This window comes from Shewanella sp. 1CM18E (genome assembly GCF_023161665.1).
Taxonomy (GTDB): Bacteria; Pseudomonadota; Gammaproteobacteria; order Enterobacterales; family Shewanellaceae; genus Shewanella.
The window spans coordinates 62,898-85,347 of sequence record NZ_JALNTW010000018.1 but is presented as its reverse complement, the minus strand read 5'-3'; the positions used below and the strand labels follow the sequence as shown (position 1 = coordinate 85,347).

21 protein-coding genes are annotated in these 22,450 nt (G+C 43.4%); 9 read left to right on the top strand and 12 right to left on the bottom strand.

Translation table 11 applies throughout. The features are described from left to right. Positions 1–356 precede the first annotated feature (356 nt). Positions 357–1,778, bottom strand: a complete 1,422-nt coding sequence (gene ccoG / locus MSG37_RS18525; protein ID WP_248472147.1) for a cytochrome c oxidase accessory protein CcoG — start codon at positions 1,776–1,778, stop codon at positions 357–359. Positions 1,779–1,866: 88 nt separating this feature from the next. On the opposite strand from ccoG, the gene MSG37_RS18520 reads away from it, so the two are divergent. The 3 genes from MSG37_RS18520 to MSG37_RS18510 all read left to right on the top strand — a co-directional run bounded on the left by MSG37_RS18520 (position 1,867) and on the right by MSG37_RS18510 (position 3,639). Further along, entirely contained in the window at positions 1,867–2,217 is a 351-nt protein-coding gene (locus tag MSG37_RS18520; RefSeq protein ID WP_248472146.1) for a hypothetical protein, read from the top strand. A gap of 129 nt (positions 2,218–2,346) precedes the next feature. Next, on the top strand, positions 2,347–3,249 hold the full coding sequence (locus MSG37_RS18515) for a 1,4-dihydroxy-2-naphthoyl-CoA synthase (RefSeq protein ID WP_248472145.1): 903 nt from the start codon (positions 2,347–2,349) through the stop codon (positions 3,247–3,249). Between the two features lie 192 nt (positions 3,250–3,441). Next, positions 3,442–3,639, top strand: a complete 198-nt coding sequence (locus MSG37_RS18510; protein WP_028767749.1) for a DUF2061 domain-containing protein — start codon at positions 3,442–3,444, stop codon at positions 3,637–3,639. Here the strand turns inward: MSG37_RS18510 and MSG37_RS18505 are convergent. After that, complete coding sequence (locus tag MSG37_RS18505) at positions 3,636–4,832, bottom strand: potassium/proton antiporter (RefSeq protein WP_248472144.1); 1,197 nt, start codon at positions 4,830–4,832, stop codon at positions 3,636–3,638. The genes MSG37_RS18510 and MSG37_RS18505 overlap by 4 nt on opposite strands. Before the next feature lie 550 nt (positions 4,833–5,382). On the opposite strand from MSG37_RS18505, the gene MSG37_RS18500 reads away from it, so the two are divergent. From MSG37_RS18500 to MSG37_RS18475, 6 genes are all read left to right on the top strand, one after another. Beyond that, the gene (locus MSG37_RS18500; RefSeq protein ID WP_248472143.1) at positions 5,383–6,192 is read left to right on the top strand and encodes a phosphate ABC transporter substrate-binding protein; all 810 of its coding nucleotides are present in this window, start codon (positions 5,383–5,385) and stop codon (positions 6,190–6,192) included. 68 nt (positions 6,193–6,260) lie between these two features. Beyond that, positions 6,261–7,166 (top strand): phosphate ABC transporter permease subunit PstC, encoded by a 906-nt coding sequence (gene pstC, locus MSG37_RS18495; protein WP_248472142.1) that lies wholly within the window; start codon positions 6,261–6,263, stop codon positions 7,164–7,166. Then, the gene (pstA, locus tag MSG37_RS18490) at positions 7,166–8,017 is read left to right on the top strand and encodes a phosphate ABC transporter permease PstA (protein ID WP_248472141.1); all 852 of its coding nucleotides are present in this window, start codon (positions 7,166–7,168) and stop codon (positions 8,015–8,017) included. Before pstC ends, pstA begins: the two co-directional genes overlap by 1 nt. Positions 8,018–8,027: 10 nt before the next feature. Continuing rightward, entirely contained in the window at positions 8,028–8,777 is a 750-nt protein-coding gene (gene pstB, locus MSG37_RS18485) for a phosphate ABC transporter ATP-binding protein PstB (protein ID WP_248472140.1), read from the top strand. A gap of 227 nt (positions 8,778–9,004) precedes the next feature. Continuing rightward, entirely contained in the window at positions 9,005–9,280 is a 276-nt protein-coding gene (locus MSG37_RS18480) for a hypothetical protein (protein WP_248472139.1), read from the top strand. Positions 9,281–9,610: 330 nt separating this feature from the next. Further along, a complete protein-coding gene (locus MSG37_RS18475; protein WP_248472138.1) occupies positions 9,611–10,654 on the top strand; it encodes a GMP reductase in 1,044 nt (347 codons plus the stop codon). 129 nt (positions 10,655–10,783) lie between these two features. On the opposite strand, the gene glmS is transcribed toward MSG37_RS18475, so the two are convergent. From glmS to atpA, 10 genes are all read right to left on the bottom strand, one after another. After that, a complete protein-coding gene (gene glmS / locus MSG37_RS18470; RefSeq protein ID WP_248472137.1) occupies positions 10,784–12,613 on the bottom strand; it encodes a glutamine--fructose-6-phosphate transaminase (isomerizing) in 1,830 nt (609 codons plus the stop codon). A 78-nt stretch (positions 12,614–12,691) separates the two neighbouring features. Continuing rightward, entirely contained in the window at positions 12,692–13,462 is a 771-nt protein-coding gene (locus tag MSG37_RS18465) for a DeoR family transcriptional regulator (protein WP_248472136.1), read from the bottom strand. Positions 13,463–13,622: 160 nt separating this feature from the next. Continuing rightward, positions 13,623–15,755: a TonB-dependent receptor gene (locus MSG37_RS18460; RefSeq protein WP_248472135.1), complete on the bottom strand. Its 2,133-nt coding sequence runs from the start codon at positions 15,753–15,755 to the stop codon at positions 13,623–13,625. Positions 15,756–16,019: 264 nt separating this feature from the next. Beyond that, on the bottom strand, positions 16,020–17,384 hold the full coding sequence (glmU, locus tag MSG37_RS18455; RefSeq protein ID WP_248472134.1) for a bifunctional UDP-N-acetylglucosamine diphosphorylase/glucosamine-1-phosphate N-acetyltransferase GlmU: 1,365 nt from the start codon (positions 17,382–17,384) through the stop codon (positions 16,020–16,022). A gap of 118 nt (positions 17,385–17,502) precedes the next feature. Further along, entirely contained in the window at positions 17,503–17,859 is a 357-nt protein-coding gene (locus tag MSG37_RS18450) for a DsrE family protein (protein ID WP_248472133.1), read from the bottom strand. Between the two features lie 46 nt (positions 17,860–17,905). Then, positions 17,906–18,088: a hypothetical protein gene (locus MSG37_RS18445; RefSeq protein WP_248472132.1), complete on the bottom strand. Its 183-nt coding sequence runs from the start codon at positions 18,086–18,088 to the stop codon at positions 17,906–17,908. Between the two features lie 12 nt (positions 18,089–18,100). Then, complete coding sequence (locus MSG37_RS18440; RefSeq protein WP_220764215.1) at positions 18,101–18,529, bottom strand: F0F1 ATP synthase subunit epsilon; 429 nt, start codon at positions 18,527–18,529, stop codon at positions 18,101–18,103. 45 nt (positions 18,530–18,574) lie between these two features. Further along, a complete protein-coding gene (gene atpD, locus MSG37_RS18435) occupies positions 18,575–19,951 on the bottom strand; it encodes a F0F1 ATP synthase subunit beta (protein WP_239891877.1) in 1,377 nt (458 codons plus the stop codon). A gap of 35 nt (positions 19,952–19,986) precedes the next feature. Continuing rightward, a complete protein-coding gene (gene atpG / locus MSG37_RS18430) occupies positions 19,987–20,847 on the bottom strand; it encodes a F0F1 ATP synthase subunit gamma (RefSeq protein WP_248472131.1) in 861 nt (286 codons plus the stop codon). Between the two features lie 48 nt (positions 20,848–20,895). Further along, positions 20,896–22,437 carry a F0F1 ATP synthase subunit alpha gene (gene atpA / locus MSG37_RS18425; protein WP_248472130.1) on the bottom strand — a complete coding sequence of 514 codons (1,542 nt, stop codon included), beginning with the start codon at positions 22,435–22,437 and terminating at the stop codon, positions 20,896–20,898. Positions 22,438–22,450: the final 13 nt, after the last annotated feature.

Sequence of the window (22,450 nt, the reverse complement as noted above, 5' to 3'; positions counted from 1 at the left end):
AAGTGGCTAGGGGTGCGTATTCTACACTTCCCGTTGTTGGCGTCAAGCGTTTATTTTAAGAAGTTTTTCAAGCGTTGGTTTCTTAATCAGAAGTCACTGCGTGAAGCTCTTAAACCGCTTTCACCAGAGTTATCATCCTAAGGATTATTAACTCTCTAACACCGCTGCAAGTCCCTTGCTACCTAGGTAGTTGGCCTGCTGTGCCGTGTCAGTGGATGCGCATTATAGGGAGTTCTCAGATCCGCGCAAGCCCCTTTTGTAATAAAATTAGCTTTTTCGAATCAAACGAATAGTTATCAAACGATACGTACAAAAAAGGGGCTAAAAGCCCCCATTTTTACTGTTTATCACTAAACCTAATTACCAAAAAAGCGTGATTCCTGCTTAGCCTCTATCAAACCATCATCAGTTACCACTTCAAAATTGATATGAGTCATGGTTCTGGATAGGTCTACGGGGTCAACTGCGATGCTAATTGGTAGCGTCAGCACTTCTCCACCTTTAATAGTTACCTGCTGTGGGCCAATCCAATCATAATTTGGCAAGCCTTCAACACTCATATTATACAAATGGGTATGCTCAGTCTTATTAAGGATCTTTAAGGTAAAGGTGTTTTCAACCAATCCGGCATCAGTTTCACGGAACAGTTGGTTACGGTCACGAATAATATCAATACGGATTGGCTCTATGGTTGCTGTCGCGTATATAAAGATTAAGATCATTACAGAAAGAACGACACCGTAGCCAACCAACTTTGGTCGCAACACCTTTTCTTTTACGCCTTCGAGTTTGTTCTCAGTGGTATAGCTTATGAGCCCTTTGTCATAACCCATACGCACCATCGTTGTATCACATGCATCAATGCAGGCACCGCAGTTGATGCACTCATATTGTAAGCCGTTACGAATATCGATACCGGTTGGACAAACCTGTACACACAAATCGCAATCAATACAGTCACCGAGTCCCATAGCTTTAGGATCGGCTTTTCTTGATCTTGGACCACGCGTTTCACCACGCTTAGCGTCATATCCCACTATATAGGTGTTCTTATCAAACATTGCAGCTTGGAATCGTGCATAAGGACACATATGGATGCACATAATTTCACGCATCCAACCAGCATTACCATAAGTGGCGAAGGTGAAGAAGATTACCCAAAAGTAGATGGCGCCACTTGCGTTAAGAGTAAATACATCTACATAGACTTCATTGGTCGGCACAAAATACGATACAAAAGTCATAGCTGTCAGTAAGGAGACTAACAGCCAAGAGGTGTGTTTGGCGGTCTTACGCCATAACTTATTAAAGCTCCATGGCATTTGATCTAACTTGATACGCTTATTACGTGCGCCTTCGAGCTTTTCTTCAAACCAGATAAAAATGAAGGTCCACACAGTTTGCGGACAGGTGTAACCACACCATACTCGACCGAGATAGGTGGTAATAAAGAACAAACCAAAGGCCGCTATCATTAGTAGCGCTGCTAGCAAGGTTAAGTCTTGTGGCCAAATAGTTAGGCCAAACACATGAAACTTTTGCTCAGCCAGATTAAACCAAACTGCTTGACGGTCTCCCCATGGGATCCACGGCAGTACTAAAAAGAACAACATAGCTATCCAACCAATACGGCGGCGTAGCGTACTCCACAAGCCTTCAACTGCGCGCACATAGATACGATTACGCGGGTTAAAGCGGTCAGCTTTATTGGCATCAGGTTGGTGGATTTTGATTCTTTCGGCTTTAGAGAAGTCTTTTTTATTTTGTTCTGCGTTCATTTTGCAGCCTTACAGCTTTAATATTGCTAGAAAACTAGCTTATTATAACGCTTATACTACAAGTTATTCACCTAGATAGGACTAAAAGATGAAGGGCTGGATCATATTAGCGATTATCGGTGGCATTCTTTACTACCTTTATACAGAAACCAATACTCTTGATGAGCCTATTGCCGAGGTTGAAGCGATATTTCAACAAGCCGAAGATAAAGTCGATAGCATGACCGGCACCCAAATTCAGCGCATTGATGATACCGTTGAATTACTTAAAACCGACATCGTTGACCGACTTTCTAGCGCTGAAGCTAAGGCGCTAGAAGCTATTAGCCAATCAAAAGCCACGCTCAACGCTTATAAAGAAGACTTTTGTGGTAGTCGAGCACCTAAGCACCCTGCTTTTAGTAAAGAAAATCAAACTTACATCTGCGATCAGCTTTAATATTGCTTTCTATATAATGCAGCAGATCTCAGTTAGTGGATTCAACTATAAACTAGATTGACCTGAGATCTGATTCAGCCTAGCCTTTAGCTATTACGGTATTTCACCCAAGTAAAAGGCTATAGGCTCATGACACAACAAGTATCTGACATTTTTGATCCCGAGTTATGGGATGTCGTTCCTGGATTTGATTTTGAAGATGTTACCTACCACAGAGCCAAAGATCAGGGCACAGTGCGTATCGCTATTAATCGCCCAGATTGCTTAAACTCTTTCCGCCCTAAAACTGTTGATGAGCTTTACGTAGCACTTGACCATGCACGCCAATGGTCAGATGTTGGTTGCGTACTATTAACTGGTAATGGCCCATCAGCTAAAGGCCAATGGTCTTTCAGCGCCGGTGGCGATCAGCGTATTCGCGGCAAAGATGGCTACAAATATGAAGGTGCAGAAGAAGGCACGCCAGATGTTGCGCGTATGGGGCGCTTGCATATATTAGAAGTACAACGCTTAATCCGCTTTATGCCTAAAGTTGTGATTGCAGTTGTTCCGGGCTGGGCTGTTGGCGGTGGTCATAGTTTACATGTGGTATGCGACTTAACCTTAGCTTCTAAAGAACATGCGGTATTTAAGCAAACTGACCCAGATGTAGGTAGCTTTGACTCCGGTTATGGTAGTGCATACCTAGCTAAGATGATTGGCCAAAAACGCGCCCGTGAAATCTTCTTCTTAGGTTTTAACTACTCAGCAGAAGAAGCATTTGATATGGGTATGGTTAACCGTGCGATTCCTCATCAAGAGCTTGAAACTGAAGCGTTAAAATGGGCTAAAGAGATTAACTCTAAGTCGCCAACAGCAATGCGTATGTTGAAATATGGCTTTAACTTGCCTGACGATGGCTTGGTTGGTCAGCAACTATTTGCTGGTGAAGCGACTCGATTAGCTTATGGTACAGAAGAAGCTCGCGAAGGACGCGACGCATTCTTAGAAAAGCGCGACCAAGACTTCTCATCTTTCCCTTGGCACTATTAATAGTTCATGCTTTCGCATTAACAACGAAACCATAAGCTAATGTAAACCCTACAATACATTTAATGTTTTGTAGGGTTTATACTCAAAGCTTATTTCCAATCTATAAATCCAATCAAACTAATCTATATAAGCCTCTTTTAATCACAAATGATAACCATTATCATTTAAACATCTTAAATAGGAGGATATATTATGATTAAGACAATGACATTCGCGATTCTTCACTTTAGTGTGGCTTTCACTATTACTTACCTGTTAACTGGAAGCATAGTGATTGGTGGTGCAGTTGCCTTAATCGAGCCTGCGATTAATACCGTAGTGTTCTACTTCCACGAAAAAGTTTGGAAAGGCATTGAATCTAAAAATGCTGTCGCAGCAGTTTCAGCCTAAGCTTTATCACTATTATTTAAACCTAATTTATTCGCCAGAGGCGCTATTGCCCCTCCTTGAATAAATACCGAAAATAAGACAATAAAGAACACCATATGCACGATATCTAACGCGCCAGGCACACCTGCTGCGGCAGGAATAAGGGCAAACACAATTGGAGTAGCCCCCTTTAATCCAATCGCCGAAATAAACATGCGCTTTTTCCAACTCGCTTTGACAAATGGCAGATAACACAGCTGTACTGCCAGAGGTCTCGCAACCAAGATCAGTAAAATAGCCGGCAGAAGTGAACTAACGAACACTGAAGCTAGCGACTGCGGAAAGATTTGCAGGCCGAGCACGATAAACATTAATGCTTGAGCTAGCCAAGATAGGCTATTAAAGAAGTGCAAGTTAACAGCCTGACCACGCTTAATACCATTACCTATCACCACACCAGCAATGTAAGACGCTAGTAAGATATTGCCACCGAGCAGTTCAGCGCCATAAGTCGCAATAACAAAACTGGCCAGCACAAACACAGGTATAAGACCAAACTCAGATAAATGAATGCGGTTCAATAAGCCTACCGCCAGTTTGGCAATGCCAAAGCCCACAATCATTGCCACACCAATTTGGGTTACTAATTCTAAAGCGATTTCTGACGCCACAACGCTCTTGCTAGTTGATAACGCCATATCAGTTAAGAAAATCACCAATAACATGGCTACCGGGTCATTAGTTGCTGATTCAAACTCCAATACGGTATCGGTTTGCTCTTTAAGTTTTAGTTTTTTAGATTCGAGGATAGAAAATACCGCAGCAGCGTCAGTTGACGACACAATCGCGGCAAACAACAAGCAGGTAATAAAATCAAAGTCGAGCAGCCAATATAAGATCACCGCAAAAAACAGCGTGGTAAACAGCACGCCAAACGAGGCCAGCACCCCACCTTCTTTATAAGCTACTTTGATTTTATCGGTTGAGGTATTAATACCGCCAACAAACACAATCATGTTTAACGCTAATCCACCTATCCAAGCAGTTTTGTCTAAATCATCATAAACAAAGTTAAACTCACCATTACCTAGCATTAGGCCTACCCCCATAAAGATAAGTAACGATGGGATCCCTAAGGTACGAGATGGGTGATGCAACAAAATACCGACCAAGATCAAAATCGACATACCAATCATGACCATTTCAGTCGTCATAGAAGCACCTTTTATTTGTATTTACGTGTGAGAATTAATGCTTACGCATAGAGAATAGACGCCAAAAGTCACCTCGGCTTGAATACCTAGATTATTGTGACTAATAATTTGTACAAATATGTGGCAAACACATATTGTCATAAAAGTTTAATAATAAATTTATCCTGCGTTCTAATAACCGAAACATAACATATTTGCCCTGACAGATTGTTAAATTTAGCTTAATCCGAAGTTAACCCCAACTAAGCAGAATAAACCTTACTTTGCATAACTTCGCTGTAAAGCCCAATTGCAGCAGCCTTTAGCAACCTCTATTACCACTTAATAAACACTGGTTGAATTTTTGTTCATGTAACAAAAAACTATTCAAACCATAAAAACAGCAACCCCTAATATTCATCTGTTCGACTTTTCAAATTAATCGACTCAGCTTTTTAGTCACATAACTGTCATATAAGTCTGTCTTAATGCGCTTGCCTTCAGTGAGGCACTAACTTGGTTTTGTAAATAACTCGTATCTAAGCGACCAAACAATAGAGTGGAAATCGTAATGAAAAAAGTATTTGGCTTGTTAACCGCAGTAGGTCTAATGACAGCACCACTTGCTCACGCAAGCACAGTAACAGTATCAGGTTCAACATCAGTAGCACACGTAATGGAAGTGCTAGCAGAGAATTATCAAAACAACACTAACACCAACGTTGAAGTACAAAGCACTGGCTCATCGGCTGGTATTCGTGCCGCAAAAGATGGCACCAGTATGATTGGTATGTCTTCACGTAATGTAAAAGACAGCGAACTAAACAGCGACACCAAAGAAATTGTTATCGCTCGTGACGGTATTGCCGCAGCAGTAAACAAAGCAAACCCAGTAAAAAATCTAACCCAAGAGCAAATATCTAAGATTTACCGTGGTGAGATTAAAAACTGGAGTGAAGTTGGTGGTGAAGCTCGCCCTATCGTAGTGGTCACTCGTGAAAATGGTTCAGGCACCCGTGGTGCATTTGAAGAAATCATGAAACTGCAACGCACTATCAATGGCCACAAAGTTACCGCTATCTCACCAACCGCTCAAGTGGGTAATGGCAACGGTATGATCAAGACCATTGTAGCTAATAACCCTTATGCCATTGGTTACATCTCTCTAGGCAGTGTTGACGACAGCCTGCGTGCTATTGACGTAAACGGTGTGGCTGCAACAGATGACAACATCGCTGCAGGCGACTACCAAATCGCTCGTCCGTTTATCGTTCTTATCGATAAGAACGCACCAGATAACGCTAATAGCTTTATCGAATACATCCTTTCAGAAGATGGCCAAAGCATTGTGGCTAACGAAGGTTATATCCGCGTTCAGTAAGCAATGATACAACACAGAGGAACACGGGTTCCTCTGTAATCATTTTAGATAGATGTCGAGGTTAAGTGATGACCACAGCAAGTAAAGCGCACTCGCAAGGAATGCAGCTTGCCCCCGCTAAGTCTTATGACTGGAAAGAGATGGTGTTTCATTTTCTTTTCTTAAGCAGCGCCATGGTGGGCGTATTTTCTGTTGCTACCATTGGGTGGTTTGTCTTTAGTGAAGGCTTACCCGCTTTTAAAGAAGCTGGTGTATCTGAAATGCTATTAGGCAAAGACTGGCTACCACCAGCTTTATTTGGCCTACTACCAATGATGGTCGCATCTATCATTTCAACAGCTGGTGCAGTGATAATTGGCGTGCCTATTGCGCTGTTAACCGCAGTGTTTTTGGCAGAACTAGCTCCTAACTGGCTGGCAAACATCATCCGCCCAGCAGTAGAGCTACTCGCTGGTATTCCCTCTGTGGTATACGGCTTTTTTGGCCTAGTTATTATCGTTCCTGCCATTGAAAGCATTTTTAATATCCCTGCTGGTAACACCATTTTAGCCGGGATAATTGTATTGGCAATTATGATCTTACCGACTGTAATTACCATTTCAGAAACATCACTACGGGCACTACCGTCAACTTATAAAGAAGGTGCTCTCGCCCTAGGTGCATCACATATTTACAGCATCTTTAAAGTGCTTATTCCTGCTGCACGCAGTGGCATTTACACAGGTATAGCCTTAGGTGTTGCCCGCGCAATTGGCGAAACCATGGCAATTATCATGGTAATGGGTAACGCACCTGCTATGCCAGGCTCCATTTTAGAACCAGCTCGTACACTCACAGCCAATATTGCAATGGAAATGTCTTACGCAACAGGCATCCATGCAAGCGCACTCTACTCAACAGGTATCGTGCTATTAGCCTTTATCGTTTTACTTAACGGTTCACTGCTTTATCTCAACAGAAAGCGAGCTCACTAATGTTAAAACTTTCACGAGACAACCAAGATAAGCTGATGCTTGCAGCCATCTGGAGCGCAGCGGCGACAACTTTATTGTTTTTACTTTGGGTGGTTTGGCACATCTTAAGTAATGGTCTAAGCCACGTTAGCTGGGAATTTATAACCGGTGCCTACACTCGCATTGGTGAAGCTTCTGGCATTTGGGCAATGATAGTATCGACTGTTTATATGGTAGGTTTATCGCTCGCCTTTGCCGCGCCAATTGGCATTATGACGGCGATTTACCTTACCGAATATGCTGCACCGGGTAGCCAAGTAGTGAAGATGATCCGCTTCTGCACAGAGTCTCTTGCGGGCATTCCATCAATTGTATATGGCCTGTTTGGTATGACGTTTTTTGTCACCACTCTTGGTTTAGGCTTCTCGATTTTATCAGGCGCACTAACCCTTGCCATGCTAATTCTGCCAGTCATCATTCGTACTACTGAAGAAGCATTACTTGCAGTACCTATGAGTTACCGCGAAGGCGGTTACGCCCTTGGTAGCTCAAAGATTTATACCATCTGTCGTTTAGTATTACCGAGTGCGCTTCCGGGCATTGTAACCTCAATTATTTTGAGTACTGGCCGAGTGATTGGTGAATCAGCACCGGTATTTTTAACCGCTGGCATGGTGACTCAAATTCCTGAGTCGGTACTCGAATCGGGCCGCACCTTAACCGTACACCTTTATAAATTGACCCAAGAGCTGTTCACCCAGCATGAATGGGATCAGGCTTACGCCACTGCCACCATATTGATTGTGCTAGTGCTTATGTTAAACATGGCAACCAAAGTGATTGCCTCGCGTTTGAATAAATCATCTAAGTAAGGTTATCTCCATGAATAAGCTAGAAGTGAACAACTTAAACCTATTTTACGGCGACAACCATGCGCTAAAAAATATCTCATTAGCCATTCCTGCACGCCAAGTAACCGCGCTTATTGGTCCATCAGGTTGTGGTAAATCAACATTACTGCGCACACTCAATCGCATGAACGATCTCGTTGCAGGGGTGAAAATCAATGGCGATGTGATGTTTGAAGGCAATAATATCTATCAAGATGTCGATGTAAAACATCTTAGAATGCGCGTGGGTATGGTGTTTCAAAAGCCTAACCCATTCCCGATGAGCATTTACGAGAACGTTGCTTTTGGCTTGAAAGCTCAAGGAATAAAAGACAAACAAGTGCTCGATGATGCAGTTGAAGAGTCACTACGCAGCGCAGCACTATGGGATGAAGTAAAAGACAGATTGAATACGCCGGCATTTGGTCTATCTGGTGGTCAGCAACAGCGCTTGTGTATTGCCCGCTCGATTGCAATGAAGCCAGAAGTGATTTTAATGGATGAGCCAACGAGTGCTCTGGACCCTATTGCGACTCATAAGATTGAAGAGCTGATGGATGAGTTACGTAAACAATTTACCATTGTAATAGTGACTCACTCAATGAACCAAGCTAAACGTATTTCAGACAAAACCGCCTTCTTCTGGATGGGCGAACTGGTTGAGCACGGTGAAACAACGCAGATATTTAACCAACCAATCGATCAACGCACCCAAGGTTATGTAAGCGGTGAATTTGGCTAATCACCAGTAATCAACCTCTCAGGGTTGCGCTTTATCGTCTTATCGAGCGCAGCCCCACCTTTTTACTAGCACTTACATTTAGTCTTACTCACTTGTTCGATAATACATAAGTTTGCATTTATCTCACCACAATAAACAAAAAGATAAATATTAAGCTTACGCCTTGTTTAAGCTATATTTTTAATATAGCTTCGAAGGTAGGTTTATTGACAAAGAGGCACTGTAATATGGAAAGGATCAGAGAAGCCCAAGAGCACTTAGTAAAAGAGTTTGAAATTTACAACAACGCATCCGCGAAGAAATTGCCACCAATAGATGTTGATTGCCCAGAAAACCTAGAGAACATGTTAGAGTTTGTCACTCGCAGAGAGTCTCTCAAACAAGCCAAAAAACTCAGCTCTCCTCCCGCCGCCAAACTAAAATCAGCTCTCGCTGATACCTTATTATTACTCGACAACTTTGATATTAAGCTTTCTAAAGAAAAAGGGGCTGCCGAGAGTTAACCTTATAAAAGTTTAAGCTTTTAGGCTGAATTAATAAGGCAATAATATAAAGTTTATTGTCTTATTAATTTACTATTTTCAAGCAAGTCAATCGCAACATACAAACAAACACTCACCAACAAGATATTAACCTTCCTTTTTTGAGGAATGTCTATTTTAATTTAAGAACTTGCTAACTGAAAATCTGTTCCTATAATGCCTAAAACCGGAGCGCCCCAAAACGCTCCGGTTTTTTTGTGCCTGAAATAAGCTCAGGAATTAATTTAATGGCCGATAAAAACATTTTTATCGGCGGTTTTGCTGCGCGCAAATCCATGTGAGGAATAAACCATGCGTATTGAACAAGATCTAAAGTTAGGCTTTAAAGATGTATTAATTAGACCTAAGCGTTCAACGTTAAAAAGCCGTTCTCAAGTCGATCTAAATCGCCAATTTACCTTTAAGCACAGCGGTAAAACTTGGACTGGTGTACCTATTATTGCCGCAAACATGGATTCTGTAGCAAGCTTTGAAATGGCCACCAGCCTAGCTGAGCACAATGTAATGACGGCTGTGCACAAGCATTACAGTGTTGAACAATGGGGCGCGTTCGTTGCCAACCAAACAGCTGATGTACTAAAGCACGTTATGGTTTCTAGCGGCACATCTGACGCTGATTTCATTAAGCTAAGCGAAATTTTAGCGCTTTCAGAAGACCTTAACTTCATCTGTATTGATATCGCTAATGGCTACTCAGAGCACCTAGTAGATTACGTGCGTAAAGTGCGTCAAGCACACCCAATGAAGGTGATTAGCGCAGGTAACGTAGTTACTGGCGACATGGTTGAAGAACTGATTATTGCTGGTGCAGACATAGTTAAAGTCGGTATTGGTCCTGGCTCAGTGTGTACCACTCGCGTAAAAACGGGTGTTGGCTATCCACAGCTTTCAGCCATTATCGAGTGTGCTGATGCAGCGCACGGTCTTGGTGGCCAAATCATCGGTGACGGCGGTTGTAGCTGTGCGGGTGACGTAGCTAAAGCCTTTGGTGGTGGTGCGGACTTTGTCATGCTTGGCGGTATGCTAGCAGGCCACGAACAAAGTGGTGGTGAAGTTGTTGAGCAAGATGGCAAGAAGATGGTTAAGTTCTACGGCATGTCTTCACAATCAGCCATGGACAAGCATTCAGGTGGCGTAGCTAAGTACCGCGCTGCAGAAGGTAAAACCGTACTACTACCATTTAAAGGCAGTGTAGATAACACCATTAACGATATTATGGGTGGTGTTCGCTCTACTTGTACTTATGTTGGTGCTGCTTCATTAAAAGAATTAACTAAGCGCACTACATTTATTCGTGTGCAAGAGCAAGAAAATAACGTTTACGGTAAAGAGTAAATAATTAATTGCGCTAATTTATATTTTAGCGAAAATATTAAATATAAAATTAAACACCTTTATATTTACCAATAAAAAACGGCTACCTAAGTAGCCGTTTTTATTTATATAAATATTTACAGCTTATATTTATTCAACCGTAACTGATTTAGCTAAGTTACGTGGCTGATCCACATCAGTGCCTTTAATGAGTGCAACGTGATATGACAATAACTGTAATGGAATCGTGTAGATAAGCGGCGCCATAAATTCATCACAGTGCGGCACAGGAATAACCTTCATTGTGTCGTCAGACTCAAACTCAGCATCTTTGTCTGCAAACACATACATCAAGCCGCCACGCGCACGCACTTCTTCAACGTTCGACTTTAGCTTTTCTAGTAGTTCGTTGTTTGGTGCAACCACGATTACAGGCATATCTGCGTCGATTAGTGCTAGTGGACCATGCTTTAACTCACCCGATGCATACGCTTCAGCGTGAATATAAGAGATCTCTTTAAGCTTAAGCGCACCTTCCATCGCAATTGGGTATTGATCGCCACGACCTAAAAATAGTGCGTGATGCTTATCAGCAAAGTCTTCAGCCAATGCAGCAATCGCATCATCTAAACCTAGTGCTTGCTCAACTTTAGCAGGCATTGAAAGTAGGCTCTGGCTAATTTCAGCCTGCATTTCATCTGACATACCGTTATAACGACCGATAGCCGATGTCAGCATTAATAGACCTGCTAACTGCACAGTAAAGGCTTTAGTTGAGGCAACACCAATTTCTGCGCCCGCTTTCATCATATAAGCCATGTCTGATTCGCGTACAAGTGATGAGCCTGGCGCATTACAAATTGTTAGCGTCGCTTTGTAGCCCATCTCTTTTGCTAAGCGCATAGCTGCTAGCGTGTCAGCAGTTTCACCAGACTGTGAAATCGTCACTAACAAGCTATTTGGGAATAAGTGCGACTTGCGGTAACGGAACTCAGACGCGATTTCAACGTTACACGATACACCGGCCCAGTCTTCTAGCCAGTAACGCGCAGCCATACCTGCATGGTAGCTAGTACCACAAGCGATGATCTGTACGTGTTTGATGTCTTTTAAGAATTCGGCAGCGTTATCGCCAAATGCAGTATCAAGCACCTTGCCACCAGCAATGCGGCCTTCAAGCGTGCGAGCAATAGCTGTTGGCTGCTCGTAGATCTCTTTTAGCATGTAGTGACGGTATTCACCTTTATCACCAGCGTCATGAGTAACTTCAGATTCTTTAACTTCACGCTCAACTGCATTGCCATCAACGTCAAAAATGTTGACTTCACGGCGAGTCACTTCTGCCACATCACCTTCTTCTAAGAAAGCGAATGAACGAGTTACTGGTAATAATGCAAGTTGATCAGAAGCAACGAAGTTTTCACCAAGACCAAAACCGATAACCAGTGGACTACCTGAACGAGCGACAATCATACGCTCGCTATCAGTACGGTCGATAACGACAGTGCCGTATGCACCTTCAAGCTGCTTAACTGTTGCTTGAACTGCTGCAAGCAGAGTGTCGTGTGTTTTTAACTCGTGGTGTACTAAGTGACAAATCACTTCAGTGTCGGTATCTGAAGCAAAGGTATAACCTAGACCTTTTAGCATATCGCGTAATTTGTTGTGGTTTTCAATAATACCGTTATGTACAACAGCTATATCACCTTCAGATAGGTGAGGGTGAGCATTACGCTCGCTTGGCTCACCATGAGTTGCCCAGCGAGTGTGAGCGATACCGGTACCACCAGCTAGCGGAGCAGCTTCTAGCGCAGCAGATAACTCTTGTACCTTACCAACGCGACGAGTGCGATTTAACTCACCATCATTAAGTACTGCAACACCAGCAGAGTCATAACCGCGGTATTCTAAACGTCTTAGTCCTTCAACAAGAATTTCAGCCACATCCCTTTGTGCTACTGCACCTACGATTCCACACATATTTAATACCTAGACTCTCGATACGAGAGATAAAATTGAAGTTAATATTTGAATTTAATTTGGATTAGCTCTTAAGAGTTATCCGGCATAAGGTGCGAGAATGACGCGCACCCCATGTTGCGTAATACTGTCTAGCGCTTCGCTTGGTAATCTATCGTCGGTAACCAACACACTAACCTTGCTCCAAGGAAGCTCAAGGTTAGGTATACGACGGCCAAGCTTTTCTGATTCAAGCATAACGACCACTTCACGCGACACTTCCGCCATCACCTTACTTAAGCCCGTAAGCTCATTGAAAGTAGTGGTGCCACGCTCAAGATCGATACCATCAGCACCTATAAATAATTGATCGAAGTTATATGAGCGTAGAACTTGCTCGGCTATTTGCCCTTGGAAAGATTCAGAGTGAGGATCCCAAGTACCGCCAGTCATTAATAGCGTTGGCTCGTTTTCAAGCTCGTGAATCGAATTAGCCAATGCCAATGAGTTGGTCATCACTAGCAAGCCACGTTTATTATTCAGCTCACCAATTAGACCTGATGTGGTACTGCCGCTATCGATAATGATACGGTTGTGATCTTTAATCAGCTCGGCAGCGGCTTTGGCAATTGATAACTTATTGGGCGCAATTTTAGCGGAAAATTGCTGAGTCACCTCATCCGGCACGGCAACAGCCCCACCGTAACGACGTAATAGAAGGCCTGTTTTTTCCAGCGTAGCAAGATCTTTGCGAATGGTAACTTCAGAAGTTTCAAAACGTAAGGACAACTCTTCAACACTCACTTCGCCTTGCTGATTAAGCAGGCTAATAATGCTGTGACGTCGCTGTTGAGTGTTTCGTTTGTTCATAAAACCTTTCGCTAAGTTTCGATTCGAAAGGTGTATTATAGTAAAACGAAACTTAATTACCAGTTTTTGTTATGCGATAAAAAGCAAGAGCCACCATGCAGACACAAAAAAGCCTCAACCAAAGGTTGAGGCTTTTATGATTAAGCGTTGAGGCTAAGAGTTAGAATTTAGCTTCTAGTGCTAGGCTGAAGTGACGACCTTCACCAACGGTAACGTCAGTGTTAGTACCACCCGCTAGGTAATCGGTATCGAACAGGTTCTTCACGTTCAAACGTACGCTAACATCGCTACCCATTACGTCCATAGTATATGCAGCGCCCATATCGAAGCGAACATAACCGTCTTTGCTAATGGTGTTACTGGTATTTGCGAAACGCTCACCAACATAGATAGCACCAAAGTTTAATGCTAAATCATCAGTCATCTCGTAACGAGTCCAGATGTTTGCTGACCATTCTGGCGCATCAACTGGTGTTTTACCATTTAGGCTATCAGTTTCTGGACGAAGATATTCAGCATCTAGGTACATCATAGAACCCGTCATAAACCAGCTATCACTTACCTGACCTTGAGCGCCCATTTCGAAACCTTTATGGCGTTGCTCACCTGACTGAGTTGTAATGGTTTCTGAAGAACCTTCTATTTCTTCAGTTACTGTTACGTTTGATACAGTGATATCAAATACAGCACCCGTTAGTAGCAAGCTGCCATCGAATAGCTCCCACTTGGTACCAATTTCATATTGCTCGCCATACTCAGGATCTAAGTTCTTACCATCATTTAGGTCATTGTCATCGTTAACAATACCTTGTGGAGTAAAGCTCTTAGAGTAGTTAACGTAAATGCTACCATTGTCAGCTGGCGAGTAAATTACACCGAACTTTGGTGATACTGCATAGCTATTATTACCAGCACCATCCTTTTTCTGTTCGTCGTAACGTACACCAGCTAGCACTTGCCATTGATCGTTAATCGTCATTAAATCTTGAAGGTAGAAACCGTAGTGCTTGTATTCACTTTCATACAAGGTTTCATCACGGTTGTAATCAAGATCTGGCTTTGGCATTGGTTGGCCAGGCATAACAATTTGATTTTTTGGTGCAGAATCTTTTAATTGACCATAATAGTAATCAAGCATATTGGCACCAATAAGTAGTTGATGCTCAATTCCGCCAGTATATAAACTACCAGTAAAATCAACATAACCTGTTTTGTGCTGCCAATCATCGTAACGGTCAAATGCACTTACATAATAACCATCAGTAAATGGATCTTCTGAGCCACTAATAAGTGATGGAGAAGACTCTAAGCGTTGACGATCAAACTGTTGGTCGTTATAACCAGCTTTCACTTTCCAGTCGTCGGTTAGGTGGTACGTAAGCTCAGCACCCATGTTAGAAATGGTGTTATCGGTAAATGCCCATGGCTGATCCCAAATAATGTCACGGCCACCAATTAAATCACCACTGCTGTCTAACCAGCCACCGCGATCAATACCCGTTTTATCTTGAGTATGGTCATACTTAAGTGACAGCATTAGATCATCAGTGATATCGAATTCTAGGTTTAAATAGCCTAACCAGCGATCACGCTCTTGGTTAGTACCATCTTGGTATTCGCGCCAGTATTGAGTGTCTTGCTTTACCAGCACGGTGCGGTAACGAATCGTTTCTGATTCATTTAAGCTACCACCTGCATCAAGTTGGAAACGAGTAGAACCATGCTCATCAGTATCAAAACCAAATTCGAACATATTTTCATAAGTTGGCTTCTTGGTCACCATGTTGATCAAGCCACCTGGGCCTGATTGACCATAAAGCATGCTTGATGGGCCTTTTAATACTTCTACCTGCTGTAGAGTTTCAATAGGCTGAACATAGTGAGACCATTGTTGCTGACCATTGATCAAGTAACCAGAACCTGAATCTAGTTCAAAGCCACGAATATTGAATACTTGACGGTTCCACTTTTCAGAGCCACCAGTAACACTCGAGTCGTTTACAAGTACTTCAGAAAGGTTTGTTGCCAACTGTTCATCGGTAACAAAGTCAGGGATAACGGTAACAGACTGCGGAGTATCCATAATATCGATATCACCACGCATAGCGCCTGAAGATGAACCGACTTTATAGTCATTAAAGCTACGACCGGTTACAGAAATACGCTCTATATTGCTATCAACTTGAGCAACTGTATCAACAGCGGCTTCTTCTGCAAAAGCAGTAGATGAAGCCAATGCAGCAACGATTGCTAAACCTACGCGAGAAAACTTAAATGACGTCCCAACAGACATATCCAACCCCAACAATGAAACATGAATGTAATAATTGAGTCGCAATATAAATGAGAACTATTTTTATTTAAGCTTCTTTACAGTTCTTTACAATAGGCAGTGACGCACCTCTAATAAACACGAAAAACACAACATAAACAAACACAAAAGTAACAAGATGTATCAGCACTTTTGTTGTGTCAGTATTAATATGTTGCTTACTTTGTTGTTCAAATTAAAAGCAAAAAAGCGACCATTTGGTCGCCTTTTTAGAGTCTTTATTAATTACTTTTTCAGTTTAACAGGTCTTGCCCAGCCGGTTAAATGACGTTGTTTAACACGAGTAATAACTAACTCGTCAGCAGCTACATCTTTGGTAATGGTTGAGCCAGCTCCTAAAGTTGCCCCTTTACCAATAGTCACTGGCGCGACTAACTGGGTATCACTACCAACAAATACATTATCTTCAATAATGGTTTGGAACTTATTAGCGCCATCGTAGTTACAGGTAATAGTACCTGCACCGATGTTAACTCCAGAGCCAATAGTCGCATCGCCAATATAGGCTAAGTGGCCAGCTTTTGAGCCTTTACCCAGTACCGCCTTCTTCATCTCAACAAAGTTACCAATATGGGCATCTTCCAGTAACTCTGCACCAGGGCGTAAACGCGCAAATGGACCCGCACTTGCTGCAACCCCCACTTTAGCGCTTTCAACAATTGAGTATGGCTTAATAACCGCATTGTCAGCGATATCACAATCAATAAGAATAGCCCCCGCACCAATAGTCACGTTATTACCAATAGTCACAGTACCTTCGATAACCACGTTTACGTCGATCATCACGTCCATGCCCACAGTCACATCACCGCGAATATCGATACGAGCAGGATCGCGCAGGTTTGCCCCTTCAAGCATCAGTTTTTCAGCTGCACGCGCTTGGTAAGCACGCTCTAGCTGTGCAAGTTGTACGCGGTTGTTAGCGCCTTCAACTTCAATTGCCGACTCAGGCAGTGCAGTGGTAATCGCCACGTCATCTCGGTGCGCCATGGCAACGATATCAGTCAGATAGTATTCGCCTTGGGCGTTATCAGATGAAAGCTGACCTAACCAAGCTTTTAATTGCTTACCTGGTGCAGCCATAATGCCAGTATTAATCTCATTAATCGCAAGTTGCTCAGCATTGGCATCTTTTTGCTCAATAATGCCCACTACACAGCCTTGCTCACGCACGATACGGCCGTAACCAGTCGGGTTAGCTAAGTTAACTGTCAAAATAGCTAAACCATTGGCTTCGCGAGCAGCAAGCAACGCTTCAAGCGTTGTGGCTTGGATTAGTGGTACATCACCGTAAAGAATGAGCACTGTATCATCGTCAGCGATATTATCATTTGCCTGTGCAACAGCATGGCCAGTACCTAATTGCTCTGCTTGCAGGACCCAATTAAGTTGCTGCTCGCCTAACTTAGCTTGTAATTGTTCAGCACCATAACCATAAACTAACTGAATCGCGTCGCTACCAACTTGATGAGCAGTATCGATAACGTGCTGCACCATGCTTTTATGGGCGATAGGGTGAAGAACTTTTGGAAGATCTGAGCGCATGCGGGTTCCCTTGCCTGCGGCCAAAATCACTACATTCAGTGCCATTGATTTATATCCTTGAGCTAATGCTTGAGCCTGTATTGAAGCTAAAGTTGAAAATGAGGTCATTAATTGGTTATCGATTTTAAGCGATGCCAGCATTAAAAGCGACTCGCTATGCCTTTTAAAAAGTAATGGTTTTATCCGCCACCAGCACCCATTGCGCTAAATCATCCATAGTCGCCATCTCACAACCTTCGATAACCTTTAAATCCGTTAAGCCACGAGCATGCATACATGAGCCGCAGAATTTCACTTGAGTCTTCTGCGCAATAACGATTTCAAGCATTTGCTGAATATTATAACCCTCAACAGGCTTCTGTTTCGGCAATACCGCGGTTACCGCATCAGATAATAGAAATAGGCTAACTTTGGCGGGTGAATAATCTTGCTCATTAAGCTGTATGGCTAAACGCAGGGCATTAAACAGTTTTTCAGAGCCATAAGGCGCGTCATTAACAATAATCAGTACGTGTTGCATAGTAGGTCTCTTGCAATTAATTATCGCCAGAGAGTAACACCCAGATTTAATCTAAAGCGGCATACTGATCACGTTGAGGCATAAAACTCATGCTGATGTATTTAAAGTGAGGAAGTAAAAACCAACGCGGATGACCGAAGAAGCTGAAGCTGGTGGCCAAAATATAAAGTAGTGATAACAAAGCCCTAAAAACAAAAAAGCGCCCACCTAAGTGAACGCTTTTTTTCATCAAACAATAACCTTATCTGGCAATGTTCTTCTTGATGGTCTCGACAACGCGTAGCTGAGCAACTGCTTGAGCTAGCTCAACCGCTGCTGCTGCATAGTTGAAGTCAGCACCAGCACCCGCCATTGAGGCTTCGGCACGGCTCTTAGCTTCTGCAGCTGCTTGCTCGTCAATCTCATCGGCACGCATAACGACGTCAGCCAATACTGAAATTGAAGAAGGTTGTACTTCCAGGATACCACCCGAAAGGTAAAACACTTCTTCGCTTCCATCTTGCTTGACGATGCGCGCCATGCCAGGCTTGATACTTGTAAGCAGAGCCGCGTGACCAGGCATAATACCTAACTCACCCTCTGTTCCTGATACTTGTAGCTGAGCTACGCGACCAGAAAAGATATGATTCTCTGCACTTACCATATCAAGCTGTACTGTCATGGCTGCCATCCGTTCTCCTTAAACTAGTGCTCTATATTACTACAGAATACTTAGTTATTTTTTGTTAGCTTTCTCAACGGCTTCGTCGATTGAACCAACCATGTAGAACGCTTGCTCTGGAAGGTGATCGAACTCACCATCTAGAATACCCTTGAAGCCACGGATTGTGTCTTTAAGAGAAACGTACTTACCTGGAGAACCGGTGAATACTTCTGCTACGAAGAATGGCTGTGAAAGATATTTTTCAATCTTACGAGCACGGAATACAGTTGTCTTATCTTCATCAGATAATTCATCCATACCTAGGATCGCAATGATATCTTTCAGCTCTTTGTAGCGCTGAAGTACGGTTTGAACACCGCTAGCAACATCGTAATGCTCTTGACCAACAATTTGTGGATCTAGCTGACGTGAAGTCGAATCCAATGGGTCAACCGCTGGGTAAATACCTAGCGAAGCAATGTTACGAGACAATACAACAGTCGCATCTAAGTGAGCGAAGGTTGTTGCTGGTGATGGATCCGTTAAGTCATCCGCAGGTACGTATACGGCTTGAACAGAGGTAATAGACCCTGTCTTAGTCGATGTAATACGCTCCTGAAGAACACCCATCTCCTCAGCCAATGTTGGCTGGTAACCTACTGCTGATGGCATACGGCCTAGCAGTGCAGATACTTCAGTACCCGCCAAGGTGTAACGGTAGATGTTATCTACGAAGAAAAGAACGTCTTTACCTTCGTCACGGAACTTCTCAGCCATTGTTAGACCAGTCAGTGCCACACGTAGACGGTTTCCTGGAGGCTCGTTCATCTGACCATAAACCATGGCCACTTTATCTAGAACGCCAGAATCTTCCATCTCGTAGTAGAAGTCGTTACCCTCACGAGTACGCTCACCTACACCAGCGAAAACTGATAAACCAGAGTGTGCTTTAGCGATGTTGTTAATAAGTTCCATCATGTTAACGGTCTTACCAACACCAGCACCACCAAACAGACCAACTTTACCACCCTTAGCGAATGGACATACAAGGTCGATAACCTTGATACCAGTCTCTAAAAGTTCAGTTGTGTTTGACTGATCTTCGTATGAAGGAGCTTCACGGTGGATCACATAGCGATCTTCTTCACCGATAGGGCCCGCTTCATCAACAGGCTCACCCAATACGTTCATAATACGGCCTAGGGTCGCAGACCCAACCGGAACAGTAATTGGTGAACCAGAGTTTACAACCTCTAGGCCACGACGCAGACCATCTGAAGAACCCATAGCGATGGTACGAACTACACCACCACCAAGTTGCTGCTGAACTTCCAGCACCAAGCCTTCACTTTTGATCTCTAGAGCGTCATATACCTGAGGTACGGCATCATGTGGAAACTCTACGTCCACAACCGCGCCAATTACTTGGACAACAGTACCTGTGCTCATGATTAATCCTCTAAAACTTGTATTCGTTACCTAGCCTAAACGGCGGCAGCACCTGAAACAATTTCCGAAAGTTCTTGCGTAATCGCAGCCTGACGGGCTTTGTTATAGACCAACTGCAAGTCACCGATAAGTTCACCAGCGTTGTCTGTCGCAGCTTTCATAGCAACCATACGGGCTGCTTGCTCAGATGCGATGTTTTCAACAACACCTTGATAAACTTGAGATTCCACAAAGCGAACCAACAAAGTATCTAACAATAACTTTGGATCAGGTTCGTAGATGTAATCCCACTGATGAGTAAACTCATCTTCTTCTGACTTAGGCAAAGGTAGCAGCTGCTCGATCACCGGGGTTTGAGTCATAGTATTTACAAACTTGTTGAATACTACGTACAAACGGTCCAGCTTGCCTTCGTTGTATGCTTCTAGCATCACACGTACTGTTCCGATCAAGTCGGCTAGCTTTGGAGCATCGCCTAAACCTGAAGCAGAAGCAGACACTTGTCCGCCAAAGCTATTGAAGAACTGGGCACTACGTGCACCAATTGTACAGAATTCAACTTCTGCACCAGCTTCACGCTGCTTCTTCACGTCTGCGACAACCTTTTTGAAAAGGTTGACGTTCAGACCACCACAAAGACCACGGTCGGTTGACACAACAATGTAACCAACACGCTTAGCTTCTCGCACTTCCAAATATGGATGCTTATATTCGAGAGAACCTTGCGCCACGTGACCGATCACCTTACGCATATTTTCTGCATATGGACGACTAGAAGACATGCGATCCTGCGCTTTACGCATTTTACTCGCAGCAACCATCTCCATTGCAGACGTGATCTTCTGAGTGTTTTGAACACTCGCGATCTTGGTTTTAATCTCTTTAGCGTTGGCCATCTTTACTCTCCAATTCTGGACCTGAGGTGCCAGAGGCACCTCTAAAATTTACCAGGTTTGGGTTTCTACGAACTTGTCCAAGCTAGCCTTCAACTCACCTTCGATGTCAGCGTTATAATCGCCAGTCTCGTTGATGGTCTTCATTAGGTCAGCATGTTCACTGTTCATGAAAGAGAGCAGAGACGCTTCGAAGTTACCAACTTTGTTCAGCTCAACGCTCTTCAAGTAACCTTTTTCAGCTGCGAAAATAGACACAGACTGATCAGCGATACTCATTGGAGCATATTGCTTTTGCTTCATTAGTTCGGTAACACGCTCACCATGCTCAAGCTGAGCACGAGTTGCATCATCTAAGTCAGATGCAAACTGTGAGAACGCTGCAAGCTCTCGATACTGTGCAAGAGCGGTACGGATACCACCAGACAGTTTCTTGATGATCTTAGTCTGCGCTGCACCACCAACACGAGAAACAGAGATACCTGGGTTAACAGCTGGACGTAGGCCAGAGTTAAATAGATCTGTTTCAAGGAAGATCTGACCATCGGTAATCGAAATTACGTTAGTCGGTACGAATGCAGAAACGTCACCAGCTTGAGTTTCAATAATTGGTAGAGCAGTCAAAGAACCTGTTTGGCCTTTAACTTCACCTTTAGTGAACTTCTCAACATACTCGGCGTTAACACGTGAAGCACGTTCCAACAGACGAGAGTGAAGATAGAATACATCACCTGGGTATGCTTCACGTCCTGGTGGACGCTTAAGAAGCAATGAGATTTGACGGTAAGCAACAGCTTGCTTAGACAAATCATCATATACGATTAGTGAGTCTTCACCGCGGTCGCGGAAGTATTCACCCATTGTACAACCAGAGTATGGAGCCAAGTATTGCAGTGCAGCAGCTTCAGAAGCTGTAGCAACAACAACAATGGTGTTCGCCAAAGCGCCGTGCTCTTCTAGCTTGCGTACTACGTTAGCAATTGTAGAAGCCTTTTGGCCTACAGCTACGTATACACACTTAATGCCAGAATCTTTTTGGTTGATAATCGCGTCGATCGCTAGAGCGGTTTTACCGATCTGGCGGTCACCAATGATCAATTCACGTTGTCCACGACCGATTGGGATCATAGAGTCAACAGCTTTATAACCAGTCTGTACTGGCTGATCTACTGATTTACGCTCAATTACACCTGGTGCAATTACTTCAACAGGAGAGAAACCATCGCTATCGATAGGTCCTTTACCGTCAATTGGCTCACCTAACGTGTTGACTACACGGCCTAATAGACCACGGCCAACAGGTACTTCCAAAATACGGCCTGTTGTTTTAACTTTGTCGCCTTCTGCCAAAGAGGCATAAGGGCCCATTACTACGGCACCGACAGAATCACGTTCTAAGTTCAACGCGATTGCAAAACGGTTGCCAGGCAGCTCGATCATTTCACCCTGCATCACGTCGGCTAGGCCGTGGATGCGGATGATGCCGTCACTTACTGCAACGATAGTACCTTCGTTGCGAGCTTCACTAACGACTTCGAACTGCTCGATCCGCTGTTTAATCAGATCGCTGATTTCAGTGGAATTCAGTTGCATGCTCAAACTCCCA

Excerpts from the sequence above, each read along its gene's own strand:
- atpA (WP_248472130.1), bottom strand. The coding sequence starts at position 22,437 with ATGCAACTGAATTCCACTGAAATCAGCGATCTGATTAAACAGCGGATC.
- MSG37_RS18480 (WP_248472139.1), top strand. The coding sequence starts at position 9,005 with ATGGAAAGGATCAGAGAAGCCCAAGAGCACTTAGTAAAAGAGTTTGAA.
- MSG37_RS18460 (WP_248472135.1), bottom strand. The coding sequence starts at position 15,755 with ATGTCTGTTGGGACGTCATTTAAGTTTTCTCGCGTAGGTTTAGCAATC.
- atpG (WP_248472131.1), bottom strand. The coding sequence starts at position 20,847 with ATGGCCAACGCTAAAGAGATTAAAACCAAGATCGCGAGTGTTCAAAAC.
- glmU (WP_248472134.1), bottom strand. The coding sequence starts at position 17,384 with ATGGCACTGAATGTAGTGATTTTGGCCGCAGGCAAGGGAACCCGCATG.
- pstB (WP_248472140.1), top strand. The coding sequence starts at position 8,028 with ATGAATAAGCTAGAAGTGAACAACTTAAACCTATTTTACGGCGACAAC.
- MSG37_RS18465 (WP_248472136.1), bottom strand. The coding sequence starts at position 13,462 with ATGAACAAACGAAACACTCAACAGCGACGTCACAGCATTATTAGCCTG.
- MSG37_RS18505 (WP_248472144.1), bottom strand. The coding sequence starts at position 4,832 with ATGACGACTGAAATGGTCATGATTGGTATGTCGATTTTGATCTTGGTC.
- ccoG (WP_248472147.1), bottom strand. The coding sequence starts at position 1,778 with ATGAACGCAGAACAAAATAAAAAAGACTTCTCTAAAGCCGAAAGAATC.
- pstA (WP_248472141.1), top strand. The coding sequence starts at position 7,166 with ATGTTAAAACTTTCACGAGACAACCAAGATAAGCTGATGCTTGCAGCC.
- MSG37_RS18450 (WP_248472133.1), bottom strand. The coding sequence starts at position 17,859 with ATGCAACACGTACTGATTATTGTTAATGACGCGCCTTATGGCTCTGAA.
- MSG37_RS18520 (WP_248472146.1), top strand. The coding sequence starts at position 1,867 with ATGAAGGGCTGGATCATATTAGCGATTATCGGTGGCATTCTTTACTAC.
- atpD (WP_239891877.1), bottom strand. The coding sequence starts at position 19,951 with ATGAGCACAGGTACTGTTGTCCAAGTAATTGGCGCGGTTGTGGACGTA.
- glmS (WP_248472137.1), bottom strand. The coding sequence starts at position 12,613 with ATGTGTGGAATCGTAGGTGCAGTAGCACAAAGGGATGTGGCTGAAATT.
- MSG37_RS18445 (WP_248472132.1), bottom strand. The coding sequence starts at position 18,088 with ATGAAAAAAAGCGTTCACTTAGGTGGGCGCTTTTTTGTTTTTAGGGCT.
- MSG37_RS18510 (WP_028767749.1), top strand. The coding sequence starts at position 3,442 with ATGATTAAGACAATGACATTCGCGATTCTTCACTTTAGTGTGGCTTTC.
- MSG37_RS18500 (WP_248472143.1), top strand. The coding sequence starts at position 5,383 with ATGAAAAAAGTATTTGGCTTGTTAACCGCAGTAGGTCTAATGACAGCA.
- pstC (WP_248472142.1), top strand. The coding sequence starts at position 6,261 with ATGACCACAGCAAGTAAAGCGCACTCGCAAGGAATGCAGCTTGCCCCC.
- MSG37_RS18475 (WP_248472138.1), top strand. The coding sequence starts at position 9,611 with ATGCGTATTGAACAAGATCTAAAGTTAGGCTTTAAAGATGTATTAATT.
- MSG37_RS18440 (WP_220764215.1), bottom strand. The coding sequence starts at position 18,529 with ATGGCAGCCATGACAGTACAGCTTGATATGGTAAGTGCAGAGAATCAT.
- MSG37_RS18515 (WP_248472145.1), top strand. The coding sequence starts at position 2,347 with ATGACACAACAAGTATCTGACATTTTTGATCCCGAGTTATGGGATGTC.